Raw genomic sequence first — 20,831 nt, 5'->3', positions numbered from 1 at the left:
ACTGACGGACGAAGGTCAGTCGACGAACCGTTCGAAACACGTGCGTGACTCCGCTATCGAATCGTCGAGTTCGCTCGGTTATTCGTAATCGAGAATAGCGTCCAACAGCTTCGACTGTGCTGCTGCGAGGTGCTCGGTCAGGGTCGTGCTGGTGATTCCGAGCTCCTCGGCAACTTCGCCGGCGTTTGCTCGCTTTGGGTGTTCGAAGTACCCCATCCGATGGGCAGTCTCGAGGACCTCGAACTGACGGTCGGTCAGCGTACTACGGTCGACGAAAACGAGGTTTCGTTCGTCGTGGTCTTGCTGGGACTGGAGCAACCGCTGGACGTCGAGGCTCGCATATCGGTCCCGTAATTCGCCGATGACTGCCTGTAGCCCATGCATGTCCGGCGCATGAAATGTCAGATACAACATCGAACCCTGGGTGCGGACGTCGACGACAGGACAATCGTGCTTCTCGACGGATTCACAGGGACATCCACGGCCGAGTTTGCGCTCGAACCGATAGACCGAACTCGAACTATACGAGAAAATCCGTGACAGATCAGCATCGGTGTCGAACTCGTCGGGATGGCGTTCTGCTTCGAGCATGAACTCCTCGGTTACGCGCTCGGGCGCTGACGGGTTGTTACTCTTGGAGACGGAGTGAATCCGCCCGTCTGTCTCGGCCGAGGCCTGAGCGACGACACAGTCTGGCGGATCCTCGATCTTCACCTCCGCTCGGATTCCCGAAGCCATTGCAATCAGTTGGGTGGGCCGACTCCCTAAACCCTGCGCACCTGTGTGAGGAACGATCGGCCGTGACCGCTCGAATTTGTCCCTCGTCGGGCATCGTCTTTTGAGATAGTCCTCCCAGTTGCTCACCTGGCGATCGCATTCGAGAACGGCGCCGTCGGTGGCACGACCACTCCCCATATAAAGCCCCCTGTATTTAGTGGGTCTCAATTGGAGGGGCTCCGGTCGGAACTAGAAAGCGTAACAGATGGCTCCCCCGAACCCCGACGCACGCGAGACCCGGACGCGAGGATGGCAGCACACGGAACAGGTCGATCCCCAGGCAGTGCTTACGGCACTCGACGATGCTGCCTGTCGATCCATTCTCGAGGCAACGAACGAGGAGTCGCTCACGGCGACGGAACTTTCCGAGCGATGTGACATCCCAATGTCGACGGCGTACCGGAAGGTGGAACTGTTGACCGAAGCCGACCTGGTGGAAGAACAGGTCCGAATCAACACCTCCGGCAAGCACGCCACCGAGTACCACAAGAGCTTCGACGACGTGCTCGTCTCCGTCACCGGCGGAGAGATAGAAATCGAAATGACGAAGCCGAAGTCCAAATCCAAATCGGCATCGTCCGCCGCCATCGCGAGCGATTGATTCATCTATCGACTCCGGTACTTGCAGCCCATCGAATCGTTTGATTCGACTGTAGCAGCAGACTCGTCTCGAGGCGGTCCCCGGAGATGCGTGGAACTCGTTTTGCCGTCCGTTTCTCCACGTCGGTAGCGACCACCTGCAGCGGACGGAAACGAAAACGGGGACGGCGTTTGCGTTTTCGTTCGCATCGGTCCCGTCTTGTGGATGCGATTGACGACTGGTTCGAGGCCGCCACCGTCAAATCCACCGACGGGACGTTCCGCTTCGGTCGCTCGAGTCGCCCTCCAGTGCCCGATACCGGTCGGTCACGTCCTCGAGCGAGACTTCGCCGTCCGGTACGCGATACGCCGCCACGACGGACCGATCAGCGTCCGGCGCGTTCGTCGTTTTGTCGACTGCGTACCCGATGTACGTACACGCATCTCGCGTAAATTCGACCACCGAATACCCCCAGTGGTGGCTGTCGAAGAATTCGATGTGCGGATTCATCGCCGGGACCAGCCACGACAACAGCGGTTCCGTAAGCGTTCGCCGCCAGCCGCGAGTCAGATGCAGGGCCTCCGCGACGTTGAGTGAGGTGACTGCGGGCGTCATGAACTCGACGCCGATCCGTTCGCCTTGCGCGACGCCCTCCCCGCCCGTAACCCGACCCGGGTACGACGATTTCGAATATGCGGCGATATAACAGTGCATGTCGCCGGTCAGGGTCACGAAGTTGTCGACGTCGGCCTCTGCGATCGACTCGCTGATTTGCATCCGCTCTCTCGTATACCCGTCCCAGCCGCCCTGGACGGGGTAGAGCGAGAGCGGGCCGGACCCGACGCGAAGGGGGACGGTCAGGACCTCGTCGGCCCATACCGTCCACGTCGCATCCGAGCCGGTGATCGTGTCGATGAGCCACTCGCGTTGGGCTCCGCCGAGCATCGTCCGTCCGGGCGGTTCGCGGTGCGGGCCGACGTTGTCGGGCGTCGGTATCGCTTCGCGAGGAGGATCACGGAACAGTCGCTCGTCGGTCATCGCGAGCGTCACGAGATCGCCGAATTCGAACTCTCGCCAGAGCTGGAACCGGTCCTGAAGACTGTCGCCGCGCGGATCGTAGTGGACGCGAGCGGGCATGTACTCCCACCACGCGTGCATCGCGTCCGCAATGAGATCGGTCATAAACGCTGGGTCGTCGCCTCGCGGGTGGTCGCCCGCGGGCGCATCCGCCCGTTTGTCCCAGTACAGATCGTTGACCATCTCGTGATCGTCCCATCCGGCGATCACGGTGTGCGCTTCCAGCGCTTCCGTGAGGAATCGGTCGCTTCGATACGTCCGGTACAGGTACCGGTAGTCCTCGAGACCCCACACGCGACCGTTGCCGCTCGGGAGTTCCTTTTCGCGCCCGGGGTAGTCGTACGAGCCGAGGCCCTTGAAGTCGCCGTCGTCCGACTCGTAGATGAAGTCGCCGACGTGGACGAGAAAATCGACGTCCTCACGGGCGACATAGTGATACGCCGGATAGTACCCGTTGAGGTAGTTCTGACACGCGAGCACTGCAAGACGCAGGCTTTCGGGGGACGCATCCGACCCGGGAAGCGTCTGGCACCGACCGATCCGTGATGCCGTCTCCCGGTAGTAAAATCGGTAGTGATACTCGCGGTCCGAGTCCAGATGCCCGTCGAGGTCGACTTTGACCGTGTAGTCGTGGGACCGAATCTGCTCGGCATCGGTGACTACCCCCTCGTAGACAACGTCGTCGAAGTCCGGGTCGTTCGCAACGCGCACGGCCAGGGGCTCATCCGGGTCGAAGACCGCCGGCTCGAGTCGCGTCCAGAGGATTACCCCGGACGAGGTCGGCCCACCGCTGGCCACCGACTGGGGAAACACTGCATTCGGATCCGCGTCGCGGTCGTGTTCGAACCGGCTGGTGTCGATTTCTGGGTCGACATCGGTCGCCACCGCAAGGTCGTGCGAGTCCAGTTCGGACAGCAGTTCGGCGTGATCGTCTCCACCCCGCAACGGCTCGTCTCGCCCACCCAGATCGATGTCGTCCGCCATATGGACTCTGTTGGATAATGGGAGGTTGTAGGTTTATGGGTCGGGGGCAACGGCGACGTCGCAACCCTCGGCCCGGAGCGAAGCGCCCCCTCAGAGCAGCGAATCGCCGTGACCGTTCCGCCCGGAACGGACCCGCCGGCACCGAGCGGACCCACGCCGCGACGACGACGATCACGAGCGTGACGATCGGACCCTGGCTCATCCCGCCCGCGACTCGACTTCGGGCGGCCCGCTGTCACGTCGCGATTCGAGAAACGTATCCTCGTCGGCGGTGAGATCACGTCCGCGGAATTCATCGAGTCCCGCCTGATAGCGCTCGCGTTCGTTCCAGCCCCCGTCCTCGGTCGGCCGCGGGAACTCGAGCACGAGTTCGGCGATGCCCGTCGTCGCGCCGGTGTAGGCGAAGCCGGACCGGTAGAGCGCCTCGTAGGCGTAGGGGTTGTTGACAGCGATCCGGAGCCGGTCATAGCCGCGCTCTACGGCCCGATCGCGGACCAGGCGGACGAGCGCGGGGCCGATCCCCTCGCCGCGACGGTCACCGGCGACAGTCACGTAGCGCAGCCACAACGTGGCGTCGTCCGTGCGGTCGGGATTGAAGGCGATCGCCGCGACGATCGACCCGTCGTCGGCTCGAGCCACCGCTTTGCCGGTGTTCGTCATCACGAACTTGCCGGCGTAGCTGAACCGCTCGTGGTCGAGGCGGAGTTTCGGTCCGTCAGGGGGCCAGCCGAGCAGTTCGTACTCCATGCAGACGCTTGGCGCCCGCTCCACAACAATGTGCGGTATCCGGACGGAGACGCCGCCGTGAGGCTGCTGTAAAATACCTGATAACACGTTTGGAACCGTTCGTGGTACCGGTGCAGCGATAGTTGGCGAATCACACACAGCGGCCGCGTCGGGCTGAGTAGCAAGACCGGATGGATCGTCGGCGACTCGTTCGGCGGTGCAATCGCGTTCGGGGGCGTCATGGTACTGATCGACCCGGGCGTCGTGACGTCCGCGATCCACGCTATCTACGGCCGCCGACCCATCGATTCCCTCGACTGGGTGAGTCACGTCGCCCATGGAATCGTCCTCGGTGTCATTGTCGGCCTGTTCATCACGCAGGAGCCGATGGTCAACGACGGGACGGTATTCATCAGCCAGTCCTCGGATAAGGCGGCCTGGACGTACCTCCTCGCATTCGACGCCAAAACGAGCGAACAGCGCTGGAAGTGGCAGGTCGGGAAGCCCGACGAGTGGGTCGGTGAGACGTGGCAGTTCTCCAGCGGGGCGGCGTGGATGACGCCGACGTAGTCGTTGAAACGATTTACCTACCGCTCGCATTGCTGCGGCCAGCGAGTGCTCGCTGGCCGCGAACTCGCGAGCGGGGTGTGCAATGACGTTCAACGACTACTATGACTACCGACTCGCTGGCGACGTCACTCGAATCCGCTGACCAGGGTTACAACCCACTGCGCCGTATCGCCGCGTTGTCGGACATCCACTCGTTCGACCCACTTGACCCACTGAAACCCCCGTCGGCCAGGGGCGACGAGTCGCAGCGGGGCTCCGTGGCCGTGGCTGAGGCGCTCGCCGCCGACATGGGTCGCCAGGAGTGCATTCCGCGCCTCGTGGATCGGGAGACTCCAGCGGTAGCCGGTGACCGAGACGAAACGAACGAACCGGCCTTCCTCGTCCACACCGGCCGCATCGATCACGTCCCCGACGCGGAGACCACGCCACTGTTGTACCGTGTACCACCCGCTCGTGCAGTCTAATACCGCTCGTCGTTCAGTGTTAGAGGACAGATCTTGGTAGTCGAGTTCCAGCGGCGTCTCCACCGCTCCGCGGACGGTGAGTGTCCAGTCTGAGAGATCGACAGGGTCGGGGTCATCGGCGACCCACGCGGTGATCGGAAAACTCTCGTTGCCCGCTCCGTCTCGCGGCTGCGATCCCGTGAATCGCCGGTCTCCGCCAGGCCCGTTCAGGAACTGATTTGCGAACTCCTGTCCACGATATGCCACTGCACCGCCGACGAGTAATACAGTGTACTGTAGGAGTGTCCGACGTCGGTCGAAGTCGCGTCGTCTCGGAAGGCGAAATCGGGTCGTGAGGTGCCATAGCATGAGCGGAATGAGTACGAGTCCGAATCCGACGTGAACGCTCAGGAGAGTCCAATTGGAGAGGCGAACATCCATGCCGAACACCCAGCTGATGCCGGTCGCCAGTACACCGAAGACCGAGAGCAGAGTGACTACCGACAGAAGGGTGGACGGTTGCCACTGCCTACTGTTCGCGAGACGGTACCGAACGCGAGCGAGTTTGAAGACGAGCAAGACGATAAGCGTCAGCCCGGCGATCCGGTGAGCCCAGAACAGCGGCCACCAAACAACCGATCCGACAGTGAAGGAAAGAAGCCCCGAAGCGGCCTCGAAACAGACGATTGCGAAGATCGACCAGTCGACGAGCCGCGGCGGCAACCACACGAAAGCGAGGACATTCTGCAGACCAGCTACCACTCTCCGGACCATATTCGTACTACGTCTCTCTCCCTAAAATAGTGTCACTGCCTACCATACGCCCGGACGGGCTGTCCGAATTCTCTTTCTCGAGCGGTGTGTGTCACCTGCACTGAGCGTTTGGACGACATTCGGAGTGGGGCCAAACCTGTGTTACATTCGCGCCTTCTATTCAGCACGGTCGCTACTGCCCTCCCAAACAGTTGTTAGAACCTGTGTACTGGATTCAAAGGGTGAGTGCAGCATGTGGGCCACGTTTTATTCAGGCCGAAGTGGGTGCATCATCAGTTCGGTGGAATTGCTACCTGTGCAGGTGTTTCGATCTACAGCAGAGGAAGATACTGCCCCATCGAGCGTTGTACGACGTCCTCATGACGCTGGGCTCTCACGAAGTACCAGGGTGGGCTGTAAACGGATCGCGTCGCCGGGAGTACAGCGTCGACTACCCTCACGAGCTCAGGCAGCATGATCAACCCACTTCGAGTCCCAAATTGAACCGTCTTCATACCTCGGTATCCAAATTCTGGGGCAGGGATATGCAGAGGAAGTTAAGCAAAATAGCAATGAAACATGTGTTCGTATTCCTAGACACGATGGCAACATTGGCTGCCGATGCGTCTCTACGTCAGGCCCAACAGCAAGACACTGATATTGCAGTAAGCGCAACTGGTGTCGCAAAGACCTACGACTCACGGATCCCGTTCACAAACTCCGTCGACGTCCTAGACAACGCAACTCTCGAGGTGAAGTGTGGAGAGATCGTCGGCATCATGGGCGAAAACGGGAGTGGCAAGTCGACGCTCATGCAAATCCTCGCGGGGGTCCTCGAGCACGACGCTGGCGATGTTACCCGCGGCGGAACCGTTGGCTGGTGCCCACAAGAACCACGTCTCTACGACCGACTGACCGTCGACGAAACCTTCGAGCTTTTCGGGCGCGCCTACGGGATGGCCGACACCGAGATTGAAGATGCACGCGGCTGGCTGACCGACGTGCTCGACTTCGAGAAGTTCCACGACCGGCAAATACGCAACCTAAGCGGTGGGAACCGTCAGAAGATGAATCTCTCAGTCGCACTTATGCACCAGCCCGATCTCCTTCTGCTAGACGAGCCGTACACCGGGTTCGACTGGGAGACGTTCCTCGCATTCTGGGATCTCACTGAAGAACTGCGTGAGCGCGGCGTCGGGGTCGCAATCATTTCACACATCATCAACGAACGCGACCGGTTCGACGTCATTTACGAACTCCACGATGGCCACCTTCACCGACAGGAGGTCGGTGAAGACGTAGCTGTGAACCCGGCACCGACGGCTGATGGTATCTCCTGTGAACGCACGGCAGCGTTCCTCGACCGGGACGAAGCGGCCGGTGCCGGCCAGTGCGCCGTAAACACGGAGGGAACGTAGATGAGTGCGAATCGACGAGTCCCCGCGGGCATCCGTGCCAGCACGCTATCGTTCTTCCGGGAACCGCTCAACGTCGCGCTGTTGTTGCTACTGCCCGCATTGTCCATCCAAATTTACGGCGTAAGCCTCAGTCAATTTCCGGACATCGGCATGTTCGCCACCTCGGAGTCGCTTACGACGACCGGGCGGATCACAGGCGCCGTCTTCGCGACGGGAGCGCTCGCAGGCGTCCTCGGCCTCTTCCAAATGATCAGTGCACGGAACGCTGACCGCCGGCTCGTCATTGCTGGATTTCATCCGAGCGAGCTGGTCGTCTCGCGATTCGCGACCCTCCTCGTCGTCAGCCTTGCCATCAGCGCAATCTCAACAGCCACGCTCGCCTGGTTGCTTTCCGACACCATTGGCGCCCCTCTTATCGTGTTCAGCAGCCTCGCACTTGCAGGCATCATCTACGGGCTCTTGGGAATGCTTGTCGGGACAATTCTCCCGCGAGAACTCGAGGGATCACTTCTCCTCGTGATTGTCGCGGACATGGACAACGTATTCGCGAGTGGCCTGTTCAACATCGATGAGAGTATCACTCAGTTCGCACCGCTCTCTCACCCGCACGAGCTTGTCTCTCACGCCGTCGTTGAGGAGGGCCTCGGAACAGCCCATGTGCTGCCAGCAATCGCGTTCATCGTTACGTTCGGGCTGTTGAGCGTTGCGGCGTACGCCTACACTATCAACGGGGGCGACACCTGATGGAGCGACGTACTATGACCGCGATCGAGATGAGTGTGCGCGAATTCGCCCGAACACCGATCTTGATTGCACTGCTGGCATTTCTCCCCGTGTACATGATCGGCGTGTTCGTCTGGCTCGTTCCTGATTCGACCATCCCTCTCACGGTCGATGGAGCAACGGTGACTGCCGAGATGTCGGCGTTCGCAGCAGCGTTCATGACGCCAGTGACCGTGGCCGTTCTCTCCGGGATTGTCGGACTGTTCCTCATGCAGACCTCGAAAATGGCCGATAGTCGCTTACGACTTGCAGGCTATCGCGCCCGGGAACTGGTCACCGCCCGGGTCGGACTGCTGACTGCTGGAAGCGTCATTGTGTCCGGTGCGTCACTGACCGTTGCACTCGTCGTATTAACTCCTGAAAACGTGGCTGCGTTCGCTGGAGCAGCAGTCCTCGTGGGGATGACCTACGGTATCTTGGGCGTCATCATTGGAATCGTCCTCGACCGTCTTCCGGGAGTTTACGTCATGCTCTTTGCACCGATGGTCGACATCCTCATGTTCCAGAACCCACTCGCAACAGAGTCACCGACCTGGACGACGGTCCTCCCTGGCCACTTTGCGACGAACGCACTCATGGATGCCGCGTTCACATCCGGAGGCGTCCTCAACGATCTTCTCGCCGCAGGCGGGTACGTCTTAGTGCTCCTGTCCGTCGGTGTCGTCGTCTTCTACTGGGCGACGATGACTGACTGAAACCTATCGTCAAACGAACTGATTTGGCTTCCGTCTTGCCTCTTCTCCATCTGTGAGTCCCTCCAGACCTCGTACAACACCCGCGTTCTTGATGACTCGGACTTTTGCTGTGTCAGTAGAGTCAGCGATGTGTGCGGTTCCCAGAGAAACTATTCAAAACTAAGACGGTTTGGCGATGCTGAATAGAGAGGATGGATTCAGCCGACCGTTCCAGTTCGTTCTACGAGTTTGAACATATAAGAAGAAAGATCAGTGTCGGTCAGATACTATCGGTGTCGGAGTTCTCCTCATCGAGGTCTGGTTGCAAACCCGTCGCGATGGCTGTCACCTCGCGATCACGTCGTTGTCCGGAGGTGTGATCTCCGTCGGTTCATCGAGGCTGTATCCGTCGCCGCCACCGTCATCATCATCGTCGTTAGGACTGCCACACCCAGCAAAAACAACGGCGGTGATGGTTGCAGACGCCGCGAGGAAGCGTCTCCGTTCCATACAGTAACTTTGTGAATTGCTACCAAGAAGCTTGGGGTGAGAAACCGTTCGGCGTGATTTGATCGGCCCTTCAACTTGTGCGACATTCGCGCTTTGTACCTCACGGAGAGACGATGAACTACGAACTGCTGTCAGAAACGGACTGCTGACTACTGAGGGAGGATTCACCGAAATGACCCACCGTATTGGGATTCCCCTCAACCAATATAACCTTCACTCATATCGGCGGTTTTAAAATTTGTAGTGATTTTCAGATTACCATATGACAATATCACGATTCAAAGGCTATCAGATATGAGAGATATAACGGGCAAAATCGTGTCTTCTGACTGGATACGAGGACAGTATATTCTTTATGGCGGGATTCTCCTCCACTTTGGAATCGGACTTTTACACCTCTCTCGGCATACTCACTTAGGTGATTTCAGCCAGTCTATATTCGAAATTGTCATCTTAATTGGATTTCCATCGGCAATGCTGGCGTTTCTTTATTGGCGGCGTTCGGACTTCGTCCGAGAGAAGGATTTCTGGAGAACCGCTGTCGGAGGAGGACTGGGAATGGCTACTGCGCTCACACTGTATGGGTTATACCTACTCGATTCCAGTCTCTCGCCTGGGGTATCGATAGAGTTGGCTTCACTCTCCGATAGTACCTTCACCTATCTGCTTGCCGCAAATGGGGGTGCGTTAGCAGGTTTGCTGTTCGGGTGGCAGCAGATCCGTGTCCGTCAGGTTGCGCGGCAAGCGGAACGAGCCGAAACGAGGGCCGAACTTTCGAAACAGCACGAACAAAGTCTCCTCTTCCTCAATCGAATTCTTCGACATCACGTGCTCAACGGTCTGAATGTCATCCTCGTAGAGGTCGAAAACCTCCGTTTGGAGGACGAAAATGATAGCGAGCGCTCGCTCGACACCATTGAAATGAGAGGGAAACAAATGGCCGACTACGTCGAGGATATCCGCTCTGTCGTACACACTCTTTCTGGCGAAATATCTGAACAAAATATCGAACTCTCAGCGACACTCGAAGAGACGCTTCAATCTGCCAGGCATTCCTTTCCCACGGCCGAATACGAGGCCTCAATCCCGGCTGGTATTACCGTTCGAGGGACACCGCTCGCAGGTCTGGTCTTCGAAAACCTCCTCGAGAACGCCGTCAGACATAACGATTCAGAGATAGCCAAAGTACGACTCGATGTCGACGAGACCGACTCGACCGTCCGCGTGACTGTAGCTGATAATGGACCAGGCATTCCCGATGACCGCAAAACCGCATATTTCAGGCGAGGAGAACACGGTCAAGACAGTCTCGGAGAGGGCCTGGGTCTGTATCTAGCGGAAACAGTTGTAACGCTGAGTGGAGGTGACATCTGGATCGAGGATAACGACCCGACGGGGACACGGGTCATCGTTGAATTGCGAAAGTCTTCGGGAGAGTCAGGAGAGGCACGTAATGGTACCGATACCCGTCGAACCATGGAGACTGAAGAGCTCCCGGCTAATGATTGATTCCTTAGAAGTACCGTTGTTTTAGCTATGCGCCCTGTATCTTGCAGCGGCTCAACGAACTACCGATATTATGATAGAAATACCGTGCGAGATACAGATGCTCTGGTCAGCACCAGTATATAAATTACAAAATATGGACTGAGATCACCCGTCTCTACTCCTCTCAGTCTTTCGGTTCGACATACCCAGCGAACGTCTGGACGTCGATCGTCTCCTCGGGGATGTAGAACGTGTCGGTGCAGAATTCGTATACGTTGTCCGGCGTGTCAGCGTGCCACAGGAGATAGGCAAAGTCGTCCTCGACGATGGTGTCGTCCACCTCAATGGTCGCACCATCCTGAGAGAATTCCTCGAAAAAGTCCGCAAATAACCCCTCGATCTCGTCGCGTCCGCGGAACACACCGAGATTCGTGACGATGACCGAATCTTCGACGTAGTCGGTCATGACCTCCGCTAACTCTTGGTTGGCGAACGCGTCCAGGTGATGGTCAAGTACAGTTTCGGGGTCACTCATGATCGACTCTTCCCCCTGAGGGGAAGAGAAGTACAGCGACCAGTCATATAATCGTTTTCTGCAGACGGTTGTAACGAGACGTATACATTCCATCCAGGATACCCCCGATATTTTATTCGCCGTGTAGAGCCCGCACTATCCAATCCTATGTTCTCTGGCTGCACGCCAGAGTGTGCTGAATATGCGCCCTGGCCCGAGTTTAGCAGCGATTCTGGTCATCTCGTGCAGAATGTCGAGCAACCGGCGGTATGGCTGGCTCAGGTTCTCTCGGAGGCAGTGAATCGAACCAACTGCCCAGTCAGCGTAGCCGCTGTCACCCTTCTCAACCGCCGGTACTGGCCGACAGATGACAGCATCTTGGGATAAATGTGCAGTCTCCGTGAGGAAACCTGGAAGCCACGATCCGTATCTCGCCCCATTTTGCGTAACTGCTTATCAGTTGTTGCAACTACAATGTCTTTATTCAGTTTGCGGCGTGATTTTTCATCGGGTCACTTCCCCGGTTCGTACGATTTCTCTTTCCCGTTGTCGGATGAATTTTAAGCAGGTATTATGGCTGGTAAAACATCCCGGATAATTACATCAGAGCAACAGATAGAATCGTATATGGCCGGAAATAATCTCACAGAATCCGTTCCCATGCATGAGATCGAGCCGCCGACCCACGATGGGCTCCCGTTGATCGGCAATACTCACCAACTCATCAGAGAGCAGGGCGGACTGTACGAGGCTGCTGCCGAACACGGTGACCTTGTCCAACTCAAAATCCTCGGTATGGGCGACATGTATCTCGCGAACGCGCCCGAACTGGTTGCGGAGGTGCTCACTGACACCGATCGGTTCCGGAAGTCTACTTTGAGCCAGGAAGACCTCAGCGATCTGCTCGGGCAGGGGCTGGTCCTCAGCGAGGGCGACCTCTGGGAGCGCCAGCGCCAACGAATTCAACCAGCGTTCTACATGAACCGAATCGCCGACTATGCCGATACGATGGCAGAAGAAACCCTCGCAGCAGCCGATGCGTGGAGTGATACGCCGACTGTGAACATCGAAGACGAGATGAAAGCACTGACCTTACGGATCCTCATCAAGTCCATTTTCGGTTCAGATATCAATTATGCAGAGCGAGGCATCCGCGAGACAGTGAACAAGCTCCAGGAGCCCGGTCAGCCGGCGAAACAGCCGATTGCTCGGATGGTTCCAAAGTGGGTTCCGATTCCGATGTGGCGTCGCTACAAGCAGGGAATCGACGAGATGGAAGACATCGTTGCGGAGTTTATCGAAGCCCGCCGAAGTGGGACTGACGACCACGATGACCTCCTCTCACTGTTGCTGGCGGCCAGGGACGAAGACGGCGAATCGATGTCTGAGAAATTAGTCAGGGACGAGTTGATGACGTTCCTGCTTGCTGGGCACGAGACGACGGCGACCGCACTCACGTTCACATGGTTTTTGCTGGCCCAGCATCCCGACGTAGAGCAGAAGCTGGTCACGGAACTCAACGAGGTCTTGAACGGCAAACCCCCGACGTTCGAGGACTTGTCCGACCTGACCTACACCGAGCAGATACTCCGCGAGGCAATGAGACTCTACCCTCCAGTCCCACAAATTCCTCGGGACACAACCGAGCAGATCGAACTGGGCGGATACTCACTCCCGGCGGGGGCCACGGTTGTCGCGTGCCAGTGGACGGTCCACCGCGATGGGGATCTCTGGGAGTCTCCACAGGAGTTCCGCCCAGAGCGATTTGCTGGCGAAGATACCCGTCCGCAGTTCGCGTACTTCCCGTTCGGTGGCGGCCCGCGCCGCTGTATCGGCCAGCAGTTCGCCATTGTCGAAGGCAAGCTTATCCTTGCAACGCTCGCCCAGCGCTACCATCTTGAACTCATTTCCGATACAGACATTGACCTCTCAGTAAGCATCACCACCCGGCCACTTGACCCAATCAAGATGCGCGTGAAACACAGGGACCGGAGAAAAATCACGCCACAGGCTGAATAAAGAAATCGTATTAGCAACTACTGGTATCGCAGGTCGCTGGCGCCCTCACTGAGATGGTATTCGCTCGAACCGGCGGTACAGATGCGTAGAACGGAGCCGTGTGGACCGGGACTTGACCCCGACTGCGAGACAGTCGTCCTCACTCCGTTCGGTCGCTGCGACTCGCGTGCTTCAAATCCCTCGTACCGATTCCTGTGGCTCACGAAGTTGTTCGCCGCAGGAATGCGCGGACCGGGATTTGAACCCGGGCCATGAGCTTGGAAGGCTCAGGTCCTACCACTAGACCATCCGCGCGCATCTCCGGATTTTCGTTCCACGTTTAAGGCGCTTCCGTTTCGCGTTGTCTCCTGCAGTCCCTGCTAGCGATTGGCCCACCCCGACTCGAGCCCGGCCTCTCGCGTCCCTCCTCACGGGGACCCCGCTACAGTCGCGTAGCAGTTCCCGCTCGAGAGTTCCCACTCACGGAGGTCGAGCGCGCTGTCGGCGAGGTCGGCTTCGAACTCTTCGGGCGCGTAGATGTGATAGAATCGGTCGACCGGCTCACCGCCGGGGAGGGTCCACTCGACCGTCGTATCGAAGCCCTCGGTTTCGTCGAACCGATCGTGGGCGGTCGACCACGCGCTCACCAGGGCCCGACCGTCGGGGGCGAGCACTCGCGCAAGTTCGTCGAGAGAGTCTCGACGAGTTCGTCGCGTCGGCAGGTGGTGTAGCGTCGCGACGTAGACTGCGAGGTCGACCGAATCGGTCGCGAGCGGGAGCGCCGCAGCGTCTCCCTGAACCAGATTGACGTCGAACCCCCGCTCCGTCGCTCGGGTTCGGCCCGTCTCGAGCAACCCGCGGCTGACGTCCAGGCCGACGACCGACTCGAGTTTGGGGGCGAGGAGTTCGGCGTGGCGACAGTTGCCACAGCCGAGATCGAGGCCGACGCCGTCGGGTTTCGCGTGTTCGGAGTCGGCCGTCTGCGTTTCCACGAAGGACTCGACTTCGGGCCAGGCGTACTCCCGCGTGGACGCGAAATGGCTCGCGATCCGATCGTAGGTGTCGCGAACGTCGGCGCGGCTCGCGTGCTCGTCGGTACTGTTTTGGCTCGAATCTCGAGTCCGATTCCGGTCCCGACCCTGGTCCTCGGCCATCGTCGGGAGTCATCGGGGAATGCGCAAAAAGAATTCGCACCCTCGCCGACCGCGTGGTCGCTGGCTGTGTGTCGGAGGCGAGCAGCCGTCGATTCTGCAGCGATGCCTCAGAGCCGCCTGACTTCCCCGGGCGTGAGACTACAGCCACAGGGCCCCGCAGTGTGATCCAGCGGCCCTCGGGAGGTGACCGACCCGACCGGCTCGCCACAGCTCGGACACAGCGTCAGGCTCATCGGCGGCGTTAGTGTGACACCCTCGAGAACGCTCTCCGTGGAGTCGGCGGTGCTCGAATCCGGATCGTCGTCGGTCATCTCGAGCCTCCGTCCGCTGAGCGGGGTTTCCACCGGTGATCGCGGCGGCGCTTCTGTTTCGTATACCGATACTTCCGTCGTGCGAGACGTTTATGTCTCGGTAGAAGCAAGTGGAACATGGCTTGCAAAGCCGTGGTAGGCTTGGAAGCCACGCTTCGGGTGCACCAACACCCGGGGCATTTCACGTACGCCCCCGTATTCGGAAGCGTAACTTCCATTCAGATCGTGTCCGTAGGATACCTTATAACTATTGGAACTCGGCTTGTATGAACGCGTTTGTCGGCGAACGGAAGGCCCGGGAAACAGGCGTGGTGGCTCAGGATCGATTCCTTCGACCACCGAGAATGAGGGACCGTGACGGGGTCTGAGGGAATTCGAGGGGTTTATCTATTCCCGACGGGAATTGACGGTTGCGCTCGAGGGCTCGTAGATCAGAGGTAGATCACTCCCTTGGCATGGGAGAGGCCCCGGGTTCAAATCCCGGCGAGTCCATGATTTTCCCACTCGGGTAGGAATCGACAGACGGCAAGCCGATTTGTTCTATATCGCCCTTGTCGTCCGTCCAGTGTGAGTGGGCCCGAAGCGGACTGCGAGTGTGAGCGGACAAGTCTAAATGTGAATGGTAGCCACTAAAACCTTTTCCCGGCGTATCAGTCCTTGTACTGCCCGATAACAGCATTTTCGTGGCAGCCAATCAGTAGGGAACACACTGCCATGCGCACCTCGAAAATACACTGACAACGAACAAGCGTTTCTCGTTGTGCGGGCGACAGCTATCTCTCACAACCTCCGAGTCGTCCGCGCCCCTGCCGTGGTTAGACGCAAAGACTCTGAGTGTGCCCGGAATACACGCCAGAAAACACAGTTGAGGGAAAGATCGCGGAACCAGACATATATGAGTGTCCTGAGAATCGGTGCTCAAATGGTCGAACTTACACTGGATCGGATTGTCAGCCTCGCAGGCGATTGGAACGACGATTCTCGTGCGAGTGAGCAGTTCCGGGAAATAATCGGGGACGAACAGACAACGACCGAGGAGATTGAGGCTTACCTGCTTGAAGCAATGGAAGGTACCGATCAGTACCATAATCGTGCCTTGCAGGATCTTGTCAACAACATCGGACGACGTCTCGGGTTTGAGGTGGAATATGGCGTCTATCAGGGCCGAAACAATACTATCGGATACGACGGCCACTGGATCTCGACGGCGACTGAAGACGACACCCACCTCGTCGTGGAGACGAAGAAGACGACGGCCTATTCAATCGATCCTGGACAGGCTGGCGATTACATGGTCGAACTCACGAGGGAGGAAGACGTTGATCGGTCGCAAGTCTACGGACTATACGTAATTGGTGAGGGAGACGTCGAGACAGTCGCACAGACTGTTTTCGGTTCTCAATACCGGGATCGGATGCGAGTCATAACCGCACAGCGACTTCTGGACCTACTCGCAATTCAGGAGGACTCGGGGCTACGGCATGATCAGGTAGTCGATGTCCTGCTGCCCATCAACGCAGTTGACGTTGGGCAACTGGTTGGGTTAATTCAAGACGTCATCGAGTTCCGTGAGGACGACAGCGGTGGAGATGGCGGTCCCACAGGTGGAGGAGGTACAACCACAACGGAATGGGACGGTCCACAGACCGGTGGAAACGCTGTACAAGGACCCATATCTCGGGACGAACTCGAAGGTGAAGATGATACGACGGTAGCGGTGTTTCCATCACAGACGTCCGGCGTCGAGTTCCTGAAAGAGAACAATGCTTGGGGGTTCGTTCATATCGACCAGCAACCGGAGTACGTGGCGATGTACATCTCTGATGATGTTCAGCAGGTGCGGTACGTGGCCCGCGTGAAAGAGATCGTTCCTTCCACGGAAGCCACTCTCGCTCGCACGCTGGAGTCCTATGTAGGTGATCAAGCAGAGTTCGATGAAAACAAGCAGGTAGTGGTGTTTGAGCCAGGGACCTTATACGAGTTAGAAAATCCGATAGACTACGAAAGCCGGGTGCCCTACTCACTACGCTACACCGAGTTGGGTCGATTCAAGCAAGCAGAAACGACTGATGATATTCTATAAGAATATTGGCAGAATAACACCTAACAGTGTCTAATCATTGAGTTCATCGTACTTTTCCAAAACCATATCAAAGTAATCATCAGTCATCTGACGAGGGGTCCGTACACGATGAAAATCACTCAAAATGAACTCAGTCTTCTCTCGAGTCAGCCCATATGCATGGAAGGACACAGCATCAAGTTCTGACTGAATCTCTCCCCGTTTGTCTGAGTTAGTCGCTGGTTCAATTCCACCGAGGCGGTCCCGCATTGTCTCGAACTCCTCGCCATAGCAATTAAGACGGGCAGCCCGCTTCCAAATGTATTCGAACCACTCGTCTCCTTCAGACAGTCGGGGGACAGTAGATTCCTCAAATTTATACCTTGAAATATTCGTTTCTACTTTCGTTCTCATAAGAAAGTCATACGGGATACTATTCAACAGGCCAAGTACGGCAAACAACTCTTCATCGGTGAAGATACGCTCATAGACGTCATGCAGTGGAGATCGGGTTAGGTCCTCTTTAGACGGGTTGATTTGATAGGGACGGATGGTCGTCAGAGCGTGATAACAGATAATCCCCGGAGGAATGACTGAGGCAACAAATGTACGTTCATTTGTAGATTTTGTAACATTCCGGAATACGATACGATATTCGGTGCAGTCAAGTTTCACATCCTCTGCTTGTAGTGCTTCTCCCCGTTTCTTTTTTAACAAATCGTTCACAAACGCCTTCTTGCTCTTATTTGTATTCTCTCCGCCAAATTCTGAATAAATGGCATTTTTTAGATGTGATGTATTCTTCTCTCTGACTCGCCGTTTTGCACTCTTGCTCGGATTTGCATCTTCTTCCACACTCCAGTACTTCGGCTCTTCAAGATCCTCAAAAAACCTATTATCATGAGAGAATTGATACATATTGCTCCCACCGATGACCGGATAATCGGCCTTTTCTTTTTCTTCAGAGAAATAGTCCGAATCTCTCGTATATATTTCTATATGTCCATCAGCATACCATTTGTCACAATTTTCTTGTGAAATTGGCGGATGTTCAAGTATATCGTCTAAGGCTCTGACCTCTGTCGCTGACCGGACAGAAGGAAAGGTAATGCCTTCCGGCGAATACTTTTCCATAATGTCACGAGACATATCAAATCCATGTTCCTCAAATTCTCGTAGGATACCAGTGTCTCGTTGATGGAATATAGCCGAAAAATTCTCTGTACTTCCGGAATTCTTGAAAGTGAGTATTCCGAACATTTGCTGAGCATGGATGCCTGCAAATATACCCTTGTTTTCGAAGCCAACAACCGATTTTAGTGAGGTTTCGTTAAGAAGATGAAGTCGCAAATTCTTACAGGAACCATTACTGAATATCTTTCCGGGAAGTACTTGCGTTACGTATCCCTCCGTGTCTGCCAGCTCGAATACACGCTCCAAGAACAACATGGATAGGTCGTTACGGCCAGTCCGGGTCCTTCCACCTATCTCACCCCATTGCAGCGAGTAGTCGGTCCCATCAGTAAAAAATGAGGACCTCATCTGGAAGTTTTGTTTGTACTCTTCCCACTTTTCCCGGAGATTATGATTTTCTAATAACTTCTCTTGGACCTCGTCTTTTTTATCGGGAGTGAATGACCGGAACTCGGGTTCATATCGGCAGAAAAATTCGTCTCGACGCGGTTGAAGCATATCCCAAGGCGGATTCCCAACTATAACATCAAATCCACCCCGTGCGTACACCTCTGGGAATTCAAGCATCCAGTGGAAAGGATCTTGACCGGCAAGATCTTCCTCCGTTGCGTCTTCAACGGCCTCCTGAAATATATCAAGAAAATCGCGGTTCAGCGTCTCTCTGTGCTTCTTTTTCAGCTGTTTTGCTTTCTGACGGTGTTGTTCGGCTTTTTCTGGGAAGGCAACGCTTTCCTCGTAGAGATTAATTTGTTCAATGATCTCTTCATAACGGTCCCTGACACTATTTTTATTCCAATTCTCAAAGGTTTGATCTCCATCAGTGGTCTGTTCAGGAAAATCTACATAACCAATTAGACTATTCCCTTTCTGAATGTTAAAACCAATATTTGGCAGAGCAATATCTTCCATATCCAGATTTTCTACATCATCCTCATGGAGTTCTGAAATTATTGACAGCCAGAGCCGAAGTTTTCCGATCTCAACCGCCGGTTCCATGATGTCCACGCCGTAGATATTGTTCTGAATAGTCGTCTTCTTGAGCCGATGACGGCTCGGATAGTCCTCCTGCTCTTGCCGTGCGTAGAGTGACTGCCGGACAGTCACGATCTCCTCCACCACAGACGTCAGGAAGTGCCCGCTCCCCATACTCGGGTCAATAATGTAGAACTCGTCAATTTCGGAAAGTAGCGAAGTTATAAGATCTCCTGAACCCGGTACTCCGTCAATCAATCCATAGAGAGTATCGTACTGCTGAAGTTCGGCTTCGGGCCAGTCTCTCTCCTCAGCGAGCACGGTTTTGAACCGTTCTAAAAGGGCAGGCCGAACAGTTTCCTCGGCACAGAACCGCGTGATTTCACTCGGAGTGTAATATGCTCCGAGTTCCTTGTTCTGGTCCCCCGATTCAGTTGTCAAATAGTTTATTGTTTTCTCGAAGACACTTCCCAGTACACTTGGATCGATGTCAGTTGGACCACCATCAGCGGAAAAGCGATACCGTTCGAGTAAGTCAATAATTGATTCGAGAACGCTATCACTCACGTCAAAGTCTCGCTCGTTTATTGTAGAGGAACCATTCAGTTCTGGCCGGAATAGTCCACCGTTGAGGTAAGGAATATCGGAGAATACATCGATGTCTTTGATTTGCGGGTCACGTTCGGGCTTCTCATTGAAGACGTCATAGAACAGGGGGTCAAGGAAGGTTTTGTAGAACGACTGGGGATAGATACCTTGCTCGTAGGTTTCTACCAACGTGTCGAGCAAGTCTGGTCGCACAATGCGCTTGTCTTCGAGGAACTTGACGAAAATCAACCGGTTCATCAACTCGACGGCGAACAGTCGGACGTCATCCCCATTTGCTTCTTCCGGCGATTCGATACCGCCTTCCCCTATAAGGCTTCGAGCACGTCGCTCCTCGTCTTCTTCTGAAACCCCGAATACAATCTGGATATAGTCGTCGTAGAACTCCTGTGTGATTGCTTCCTTCTTCTCACTGAGAACTGTTGACGCATCGCCAATAATCGAAACGAAGTTCTCGTAGTTGAAGGTGCGGAGTAGAGTCGAAATGAGTTCTCGCTGATCCTCGGGTACAACAGATGTGGGTGCGTCCGGGTTGACCGCGGTAGCGTTCTCGAAAAGAGTGAGGAAAACAGGACGAAGATCTACTTCACCGATGATGTTGTGAGTGTATGAATCGGGATCGTACCGGACGAATATCCACCTAACACCATCAGTCGCAAATCCGAAATCAGACTCGAACTCTCGCTGACTCAGCCAACTCTCGACTTGATCAAGCCCGTGACCGCGGTCTTGTAGAGGTTTGTTGACTGGCTCTGCTTCAATCAATAATCGGGTTGAATCTACGGTAACGATGTCTCGAAGAGAAACTGCGTAGTCGGCTTGTTCACCCCTTTCTTCAGCAAAACTTCCGGCTTCATATCCATAGTCATTGTATCCGAGCGTATCGAGGAGTGGTTCGATCACTCGGCTCTTCGTCAGAGGTTCCGGATCAAGTTGATCCGTTGTATGTTGTGATTTTAAAATATACCGGCCAGACTCATGCTGAAACATCCCGTGGAGAAAGTCGTCATCAATTTGATCTCGTAGTCGCCCGATGCTGTCCGCAATTGTCTCGATGATCCGGTTTTCGTCGGCTTCCGTAACTTCTGTCTCGAACTCAGAAAAGTCGAATTCGGTTTGGGTCCCTTCCATAGACATTCGTGAGATAGCCAGTCCTTCTTGTCATGGCCTAATCAAAGTGACCGTTTTTTATACAGCAGACTCCACCAACTCGGAAGCACAAGACGGGTGTTGCGAG

17 protein-coding genes, 2 tRNA genes and 1 pseudogene are annotated in these 20,831 nt (G+C 56.0%); 9 read left to right on the top strand and 11 right to left on the bottom strand.

Features of this window, described 5'->3' with window-relative positions; genetic code table 11:
• Nucleotides 1-78: 78 nt before the first annotated feature.
• Nucleotides 79-738, bottom strand: a complete 660-nt coding sequence (locus HYG82_RS41390; RefSeq protein ID WP_179264127.1) for a helix-turn-helix domain-containing protein — start codon at nucleotides 736-738, stop codon at nucleotides 79-81.
• Nucleotides 739-982: 244 nt separating this feature from the next.
• On the opposite strand from HYG82_RS41390, the gene HYG82_RS41385 reads away from it, so the two are divergent.
• Entirely contained in the window at nucleotides 983-1,378 is a 396-nt protein-coding gene (locus HYG82_RS41385) for a winged helix-turn-helix domain-containing protein (protein ID WP_179264125.1), read from the top strand.
• Nucleotides 1,379-1,615: 237 nt separating this feature from the next.
• Here the strand turns inward: HYG82_RS41385 and HYG82_RS41380 are convergent, their stop codons facing one another.
• The gene (locus tag HYG82_RS41380) at nucleotides 1,616-3,418 is read right to left on the bottom strand and encodes an alkaline phosphatase D family protein (protein ID WP_179264123.1); all 1,803 of its coding nucleotides are present in this window, start codon (nucleotides 3,416-3,418) and stop codon (nucleotides 1,616-1,618) included.
• 198 nt (nucleotides 3,419-3,616) lie between these two features.
• Entirely contained in the window at nucleotides 3,617-4,165 is a 549-nt protein-coding gene (locus tag HYG82_RS41375) for a GNAT family N-acetyltransferase (RefSeq protein ID WP_179264121.1), read from the bottom strand.
• Nucleotides 4,166-4,384: 219 nt separating this feature from the next.
• Here HYG82_RS41375 and HYG82_RS41370 point away from each other — a divergent pair, with 219 nt between their 5' ends.
• On the top strand, nucleotides 4,385-4,714 hold the full coding sequence (locus HYG82_RS41370) for a hypothetical protein (RefSeq protein ID WP_179264119.1): 330 nt from the start codon (nucleotides 4,385-4,387) through the stop codon (nucleotides 4,712-4,714).
• A gap of 125 nt (nucleotides 4,715-4,839) precedes the next feature.
• Here HYG82_RS41370 and HYG82_RS41365 read toward each other — a convergent pair whose 3' ends face one another.
• Nucleotides 4,840-5,931 (bottom strand): molybdopterin-dependent oxidoreductase, encoded by a 1,092-nt coding sequence (locus HYG82_RS41365; protein ID WP_179264117.1) that lies wholly within the window; start codon nucleotides 5,929-5,931, stop codon nucleotides 4,840-4,842.
• A gap of 581 nt (nucleotides 5,932-6,512) precedes the next feature.
• Between HYG82_RS41365 and HYG82_RS41360 the strand changes: the two genes are divergently transcribed.
• Genes HYG82_RS41360 through HYG82_RS41350 form a run of 3 tightly spaced genes read left to right on the top strand, consistent with a single transcriptional unit; the run spans nucleotide 6,513 to nucleotide 8,806 of the window.
• On the top strand, nucleotides 6,513-7,328 hold the full coding sequence (locus HYG82_RS41360; RefSeq protein ID WP_179264115.1) for an ABC transporter ATP-binding protein: 816 nt from the start codon (nucleotides 6,513-6,515) through the stop codon (nucleotides 7,326-7,328).
• Nucleotides 7,329-8,072 carry a hypothetical protein gene (locus HYG82_RS41355; protein ID WP_179264113.1) on the top strand — a complete coding sequence of 248 codons (744 nt, stop codon included), beginning with the start codon at nucleotides 7,329-7,331 and terminating at the stop codon, nucleotides 8,070-8,072.
• Nucleotides 8,072-8,806: an ABC transporter permease gene (locus HYG82_RS41350; protein WP_179264111.1), complete on the top strand. Its 735-nt coding sequence runs from the start codon at nucleotides 8,072-8,074 to the stop codon at nucleotides 8,804-8,806. Before HYG82_RS41355 ends, HYG82_RS41350 begins: the two co-directional genes overlap by 1 nt.
• Nucleotides 8,807-9,130: 324 nt before the next feature.
• On the opposite strand, the gene HYG82_RS41345 is transcribed toward HYG82_RS41350, so the two are convergent.
• Complete coding sequence (locus HYG82_RS41345; RefSeq protein WP_179264109.1) at nucleotides 9,131-9,295, bottom strand: twin-arginine translocation signal domain-containing protein; 165 nt, start codon at nucleotides 9,293-9,295, stop codon at nucleotides 9,131-9,133.
• A 243-nt stretch (nucleotides 9,296-9,538) separates the two neighbouring features.
• On the opposite strand from HYG82_RS41345, the gene HYG82_RS41340 reads away from it, so the two are divergent.
• The gene (locus HYG82_RS41340) at nucleotides 9,539-10,804 is read left to right on the top strand and encodes a sensor histidine kinase (protein WP_235217769.1); all 1,266 of its coding nucleotides are present in this window, start codon (nucleotides 9,539-9,541) and stop codon (nucleotides 10,802-10,804) included.
• 163 nt (nucleotides 10,805-10,967) lie between these two features.
• Here HYG82_RS41340 and HYG82_RS41335 read toward each other — a convergent pair whose 3' ends face one another.
• Nucleotides 10,968-11,318, bottom strand: a complete 351-nt coding sequence (locus tag HYG82_RS41335) for a nuclear transport factor 2 family protein (RefSeq protein WP_179264105.1) — start codon at nucleotides 11,316-11,318, stop codon at nucleotides 10,968-10,970.
• Nucleotides 11,319-11,510: 192 nt separating this feature from the next.
• Nucleotides 11,511-11,666 (bottom strand): annotated as a pseudogene (locus tag HYG82_RS41330) (IS5/IS1182 family transposase); the annotation flags it as partial.
• A gap of 258 nt (nucleotides 11,667-11,924) precedes the next feature.
• On the opposite strand from HYG82_RS41330, the gene HYG82_RS41325 reads away from it, so the two are divergent.
• Nucleotides 11,925-13,316, top strand: coding sequence for a cytochrome P450 (locus HYG82_RS41325; RefSeq protein WP_179264103.1), 1,392 nt, complete (start codon nucleotides 11,925-11,927; stop codon nucleotides 13,314-13,316).
• Nucleotides 13,317-13,539: 223 nt separating this feature from the next.
• Here the strand turns inward: HYG82_RS41325 and HYG82_RS41320 are convergent.
• The 3 genes from HYG82_RS41320 to HYG82_RS41310 all read right to left on the bottom strand — a co-directional run bounded on the left by HYG82_RS41320 (nucleotide 13,540) and on the right by HYG82_RS41310 (nucleotide 14,760).
• Nucleotides 13,540-13,610 (bottom strand) — tRNA-Gly (locus HYG82_RS41320).
• Between the two features lie 113 nt (nucleotides 13,611-13,723).
• A complete protein-coding gene (locus tag HYG82_RS41315) occupies nucleotides 13,724-14,449 on the bottom strand; it encodes a class I SAM-dependent methyltransferase (protein WP_179264101.1) in 726 nt (241 codons plus the stop codon).
• Between the two features lie 107 nt (nucleotides 14,450-14,556).
• Entirely contained in the window at nucleotides 14,557-14,760 is a 204-nt protein-coding gene (locus HYG82_RS41310; RefSeq protein WP_179259080.1) for a hypothetical protein, read from the bottom strand.
• Between the two features lie 420 nt (nucleotides 14,761-15,180).
• On the opposite strand from HYG82_RS41310, the gene HYG82_RS41305 reads away from it, so the two are divergent.
• Both HYG82_RS41305 and HYG82_RS41300 read left to right on the top strand, forming a co-directional pair.
• Nucleotides 15,181-15,252: transfer RNA gene (locus tag HYG82_RS41305), tRNA-Ala, on the top strand.
• Nucleotides 15,253-15,682: 430 nt separating this feature from the next.
• Entirely contained in the window at nucleotides 15,683-16,843 is a 1,161-nt protein-coding gene (locus HYG82_RS41300; protein ID WP_218834194.1) for a hypothetical protein, read from the top strand.
• Nucleotides 16,844-16,873: 30 nt separating this feature from the next.
• Here the strand turns inward: HYG82_RS41300 and HYG82_RS41295 are convergent, their stop codons facing one another.
• Nucleotides 16,874-20,725, bottom strand: coding sequence for an Eco57I restriction-modification methylase domain-containing protein (locus HYG82_RS41295; RefSeq protein WP_343233081.1), 3,852 nt, complete (start codon nucleotides 20,723-20,725; stop codon nucleotides 16,874-16,876).
• Nucleotides 20,726-20,831: the final 106 nt, after the last annotated feature.

The sequence above is a fragment of the Natrinema halophilum genome (assembly GCF_013402815.2).
Classification (GTDB): Archaea; Halobacteriota; Halobacteria; order Halobacteriales; family Natrialbaceae; genus Natrinema; species Natrinema halophilum.
This window is presented reverse-complemented; position numbering and strand designations above follow the sequence as displayed.

Bases quoted from the DNA above. Each gene is read 5' to 3' on its own strand.
- HYG82_RS41390 (WP_179264127.1), bottom strand. From the start codon at position 738: ATGGCTTCGGGAATCCGAGCGGAGGTGAAGATCGAGGATCCGCCAGAC.
- HYG82_RS41385 (WP_179264125.1), top strand. From the start codon at position 983: ATGGCTCCCCCGAACCCCGACGCACGCGAGACCCGGACGCGAGGATGG.
- HYG82_RS41380 (WP_179264123.1), bottom strand. From the start codon at position 3,418: ATGGCGGACGACATCGATCTGGGTGGGCGAGACGAGCCGTTGCGGGGT.
- HYG82_RS41375 (WP_179264121.1), bottom strand. From the start codon at position 4,165: ATGGAGTACGAACTGCTCGGCTGGCCCCCTGACGGACCGAAACTCCGC.
- HYG82_RS41370 (WP_179264119.1), top strand. From the start codon at position 4,385: ATGGTACTGATCGACCCGGGCGTCGTGACGTCCGCGATCCACGCTATC.
- HYG82_RS41365 (WP_179264117.1), bottom strand. From the start codon at position 5,931: ATGGTCCGGAGAGTGGTAGCTGGTCTGCAGAATGTCCTCGCTTTCGTG.
- HYG82_RS41360 (WP_179264115.1), top strand. From the start codon at position 6,513: ATGGCAACATTGGCTGCCGATGCGTCTCTACGTCAGGCCCAACAGCAA.
- HYG82_RS41355 (WP_179264113.1), top strand. From the start codon at position 7,329: ATGAGTGCGAATCGACGAGTCCCCGCGGGCATCCGTGCCAGCACGCTA.
- HYG82_RS41350 (WP_179264111.1), top strand. From the start codon at position 8,072: ATGGAGCGACGTACTATGACCGCGATCGAGATGAGTGTGCGCGAATTC.
- HYG82_RS41345 (WP_179264109.1), bottom strand. From the start codon at position 9,295: ATGGAACGGAGACGCTTCCTCGCGGCGTCTGCAACCATCACCGCCGTT.
- HYG82_RS41335 (WP_179264105.1), bottom strand. From the start codon at position 11,318: ATGAGTGACCCCGAAACTGTACTTGACCATCACCTGGACGCGTTCGCC.
- HYG82_RS41325 (WP_179264103.1), top strand. From the start codon at position 11,925: ATGGCCGGAAATAATCTCACAGAATCCGTTCCCATGCATGAGATCGAG.
- HYG82_RS41315 (WP_179264101.1), bottom strand. From the start codon at position 14,449: ATGGCCGAGGACCAGGGTCGGGACCGGAATCGGACTCGAGATTCGAGC.
- HYG82_RS41310 (WP_179259080.1), bottom strand. From the start codon at position 14,760: ATGACCGACGACGATCCGGATTCGAGCACCGCCGACTCCACGGAGAGC.
- HYG82_RS41300 (WP_218834194.1), top strand. From the start codon at position 15,683: ATGGTCGAACTTACACTGGATCGGATTGTCAGCCTCGCAGGCGATTGG.
- HYG82_RS41295 (WP_343233081.1), bottom strand. From the start codon at position 20,725: ATGGAAGGGACCCAAACCGAATTCGACTTTTCTGAGTTCGAGACAGAA.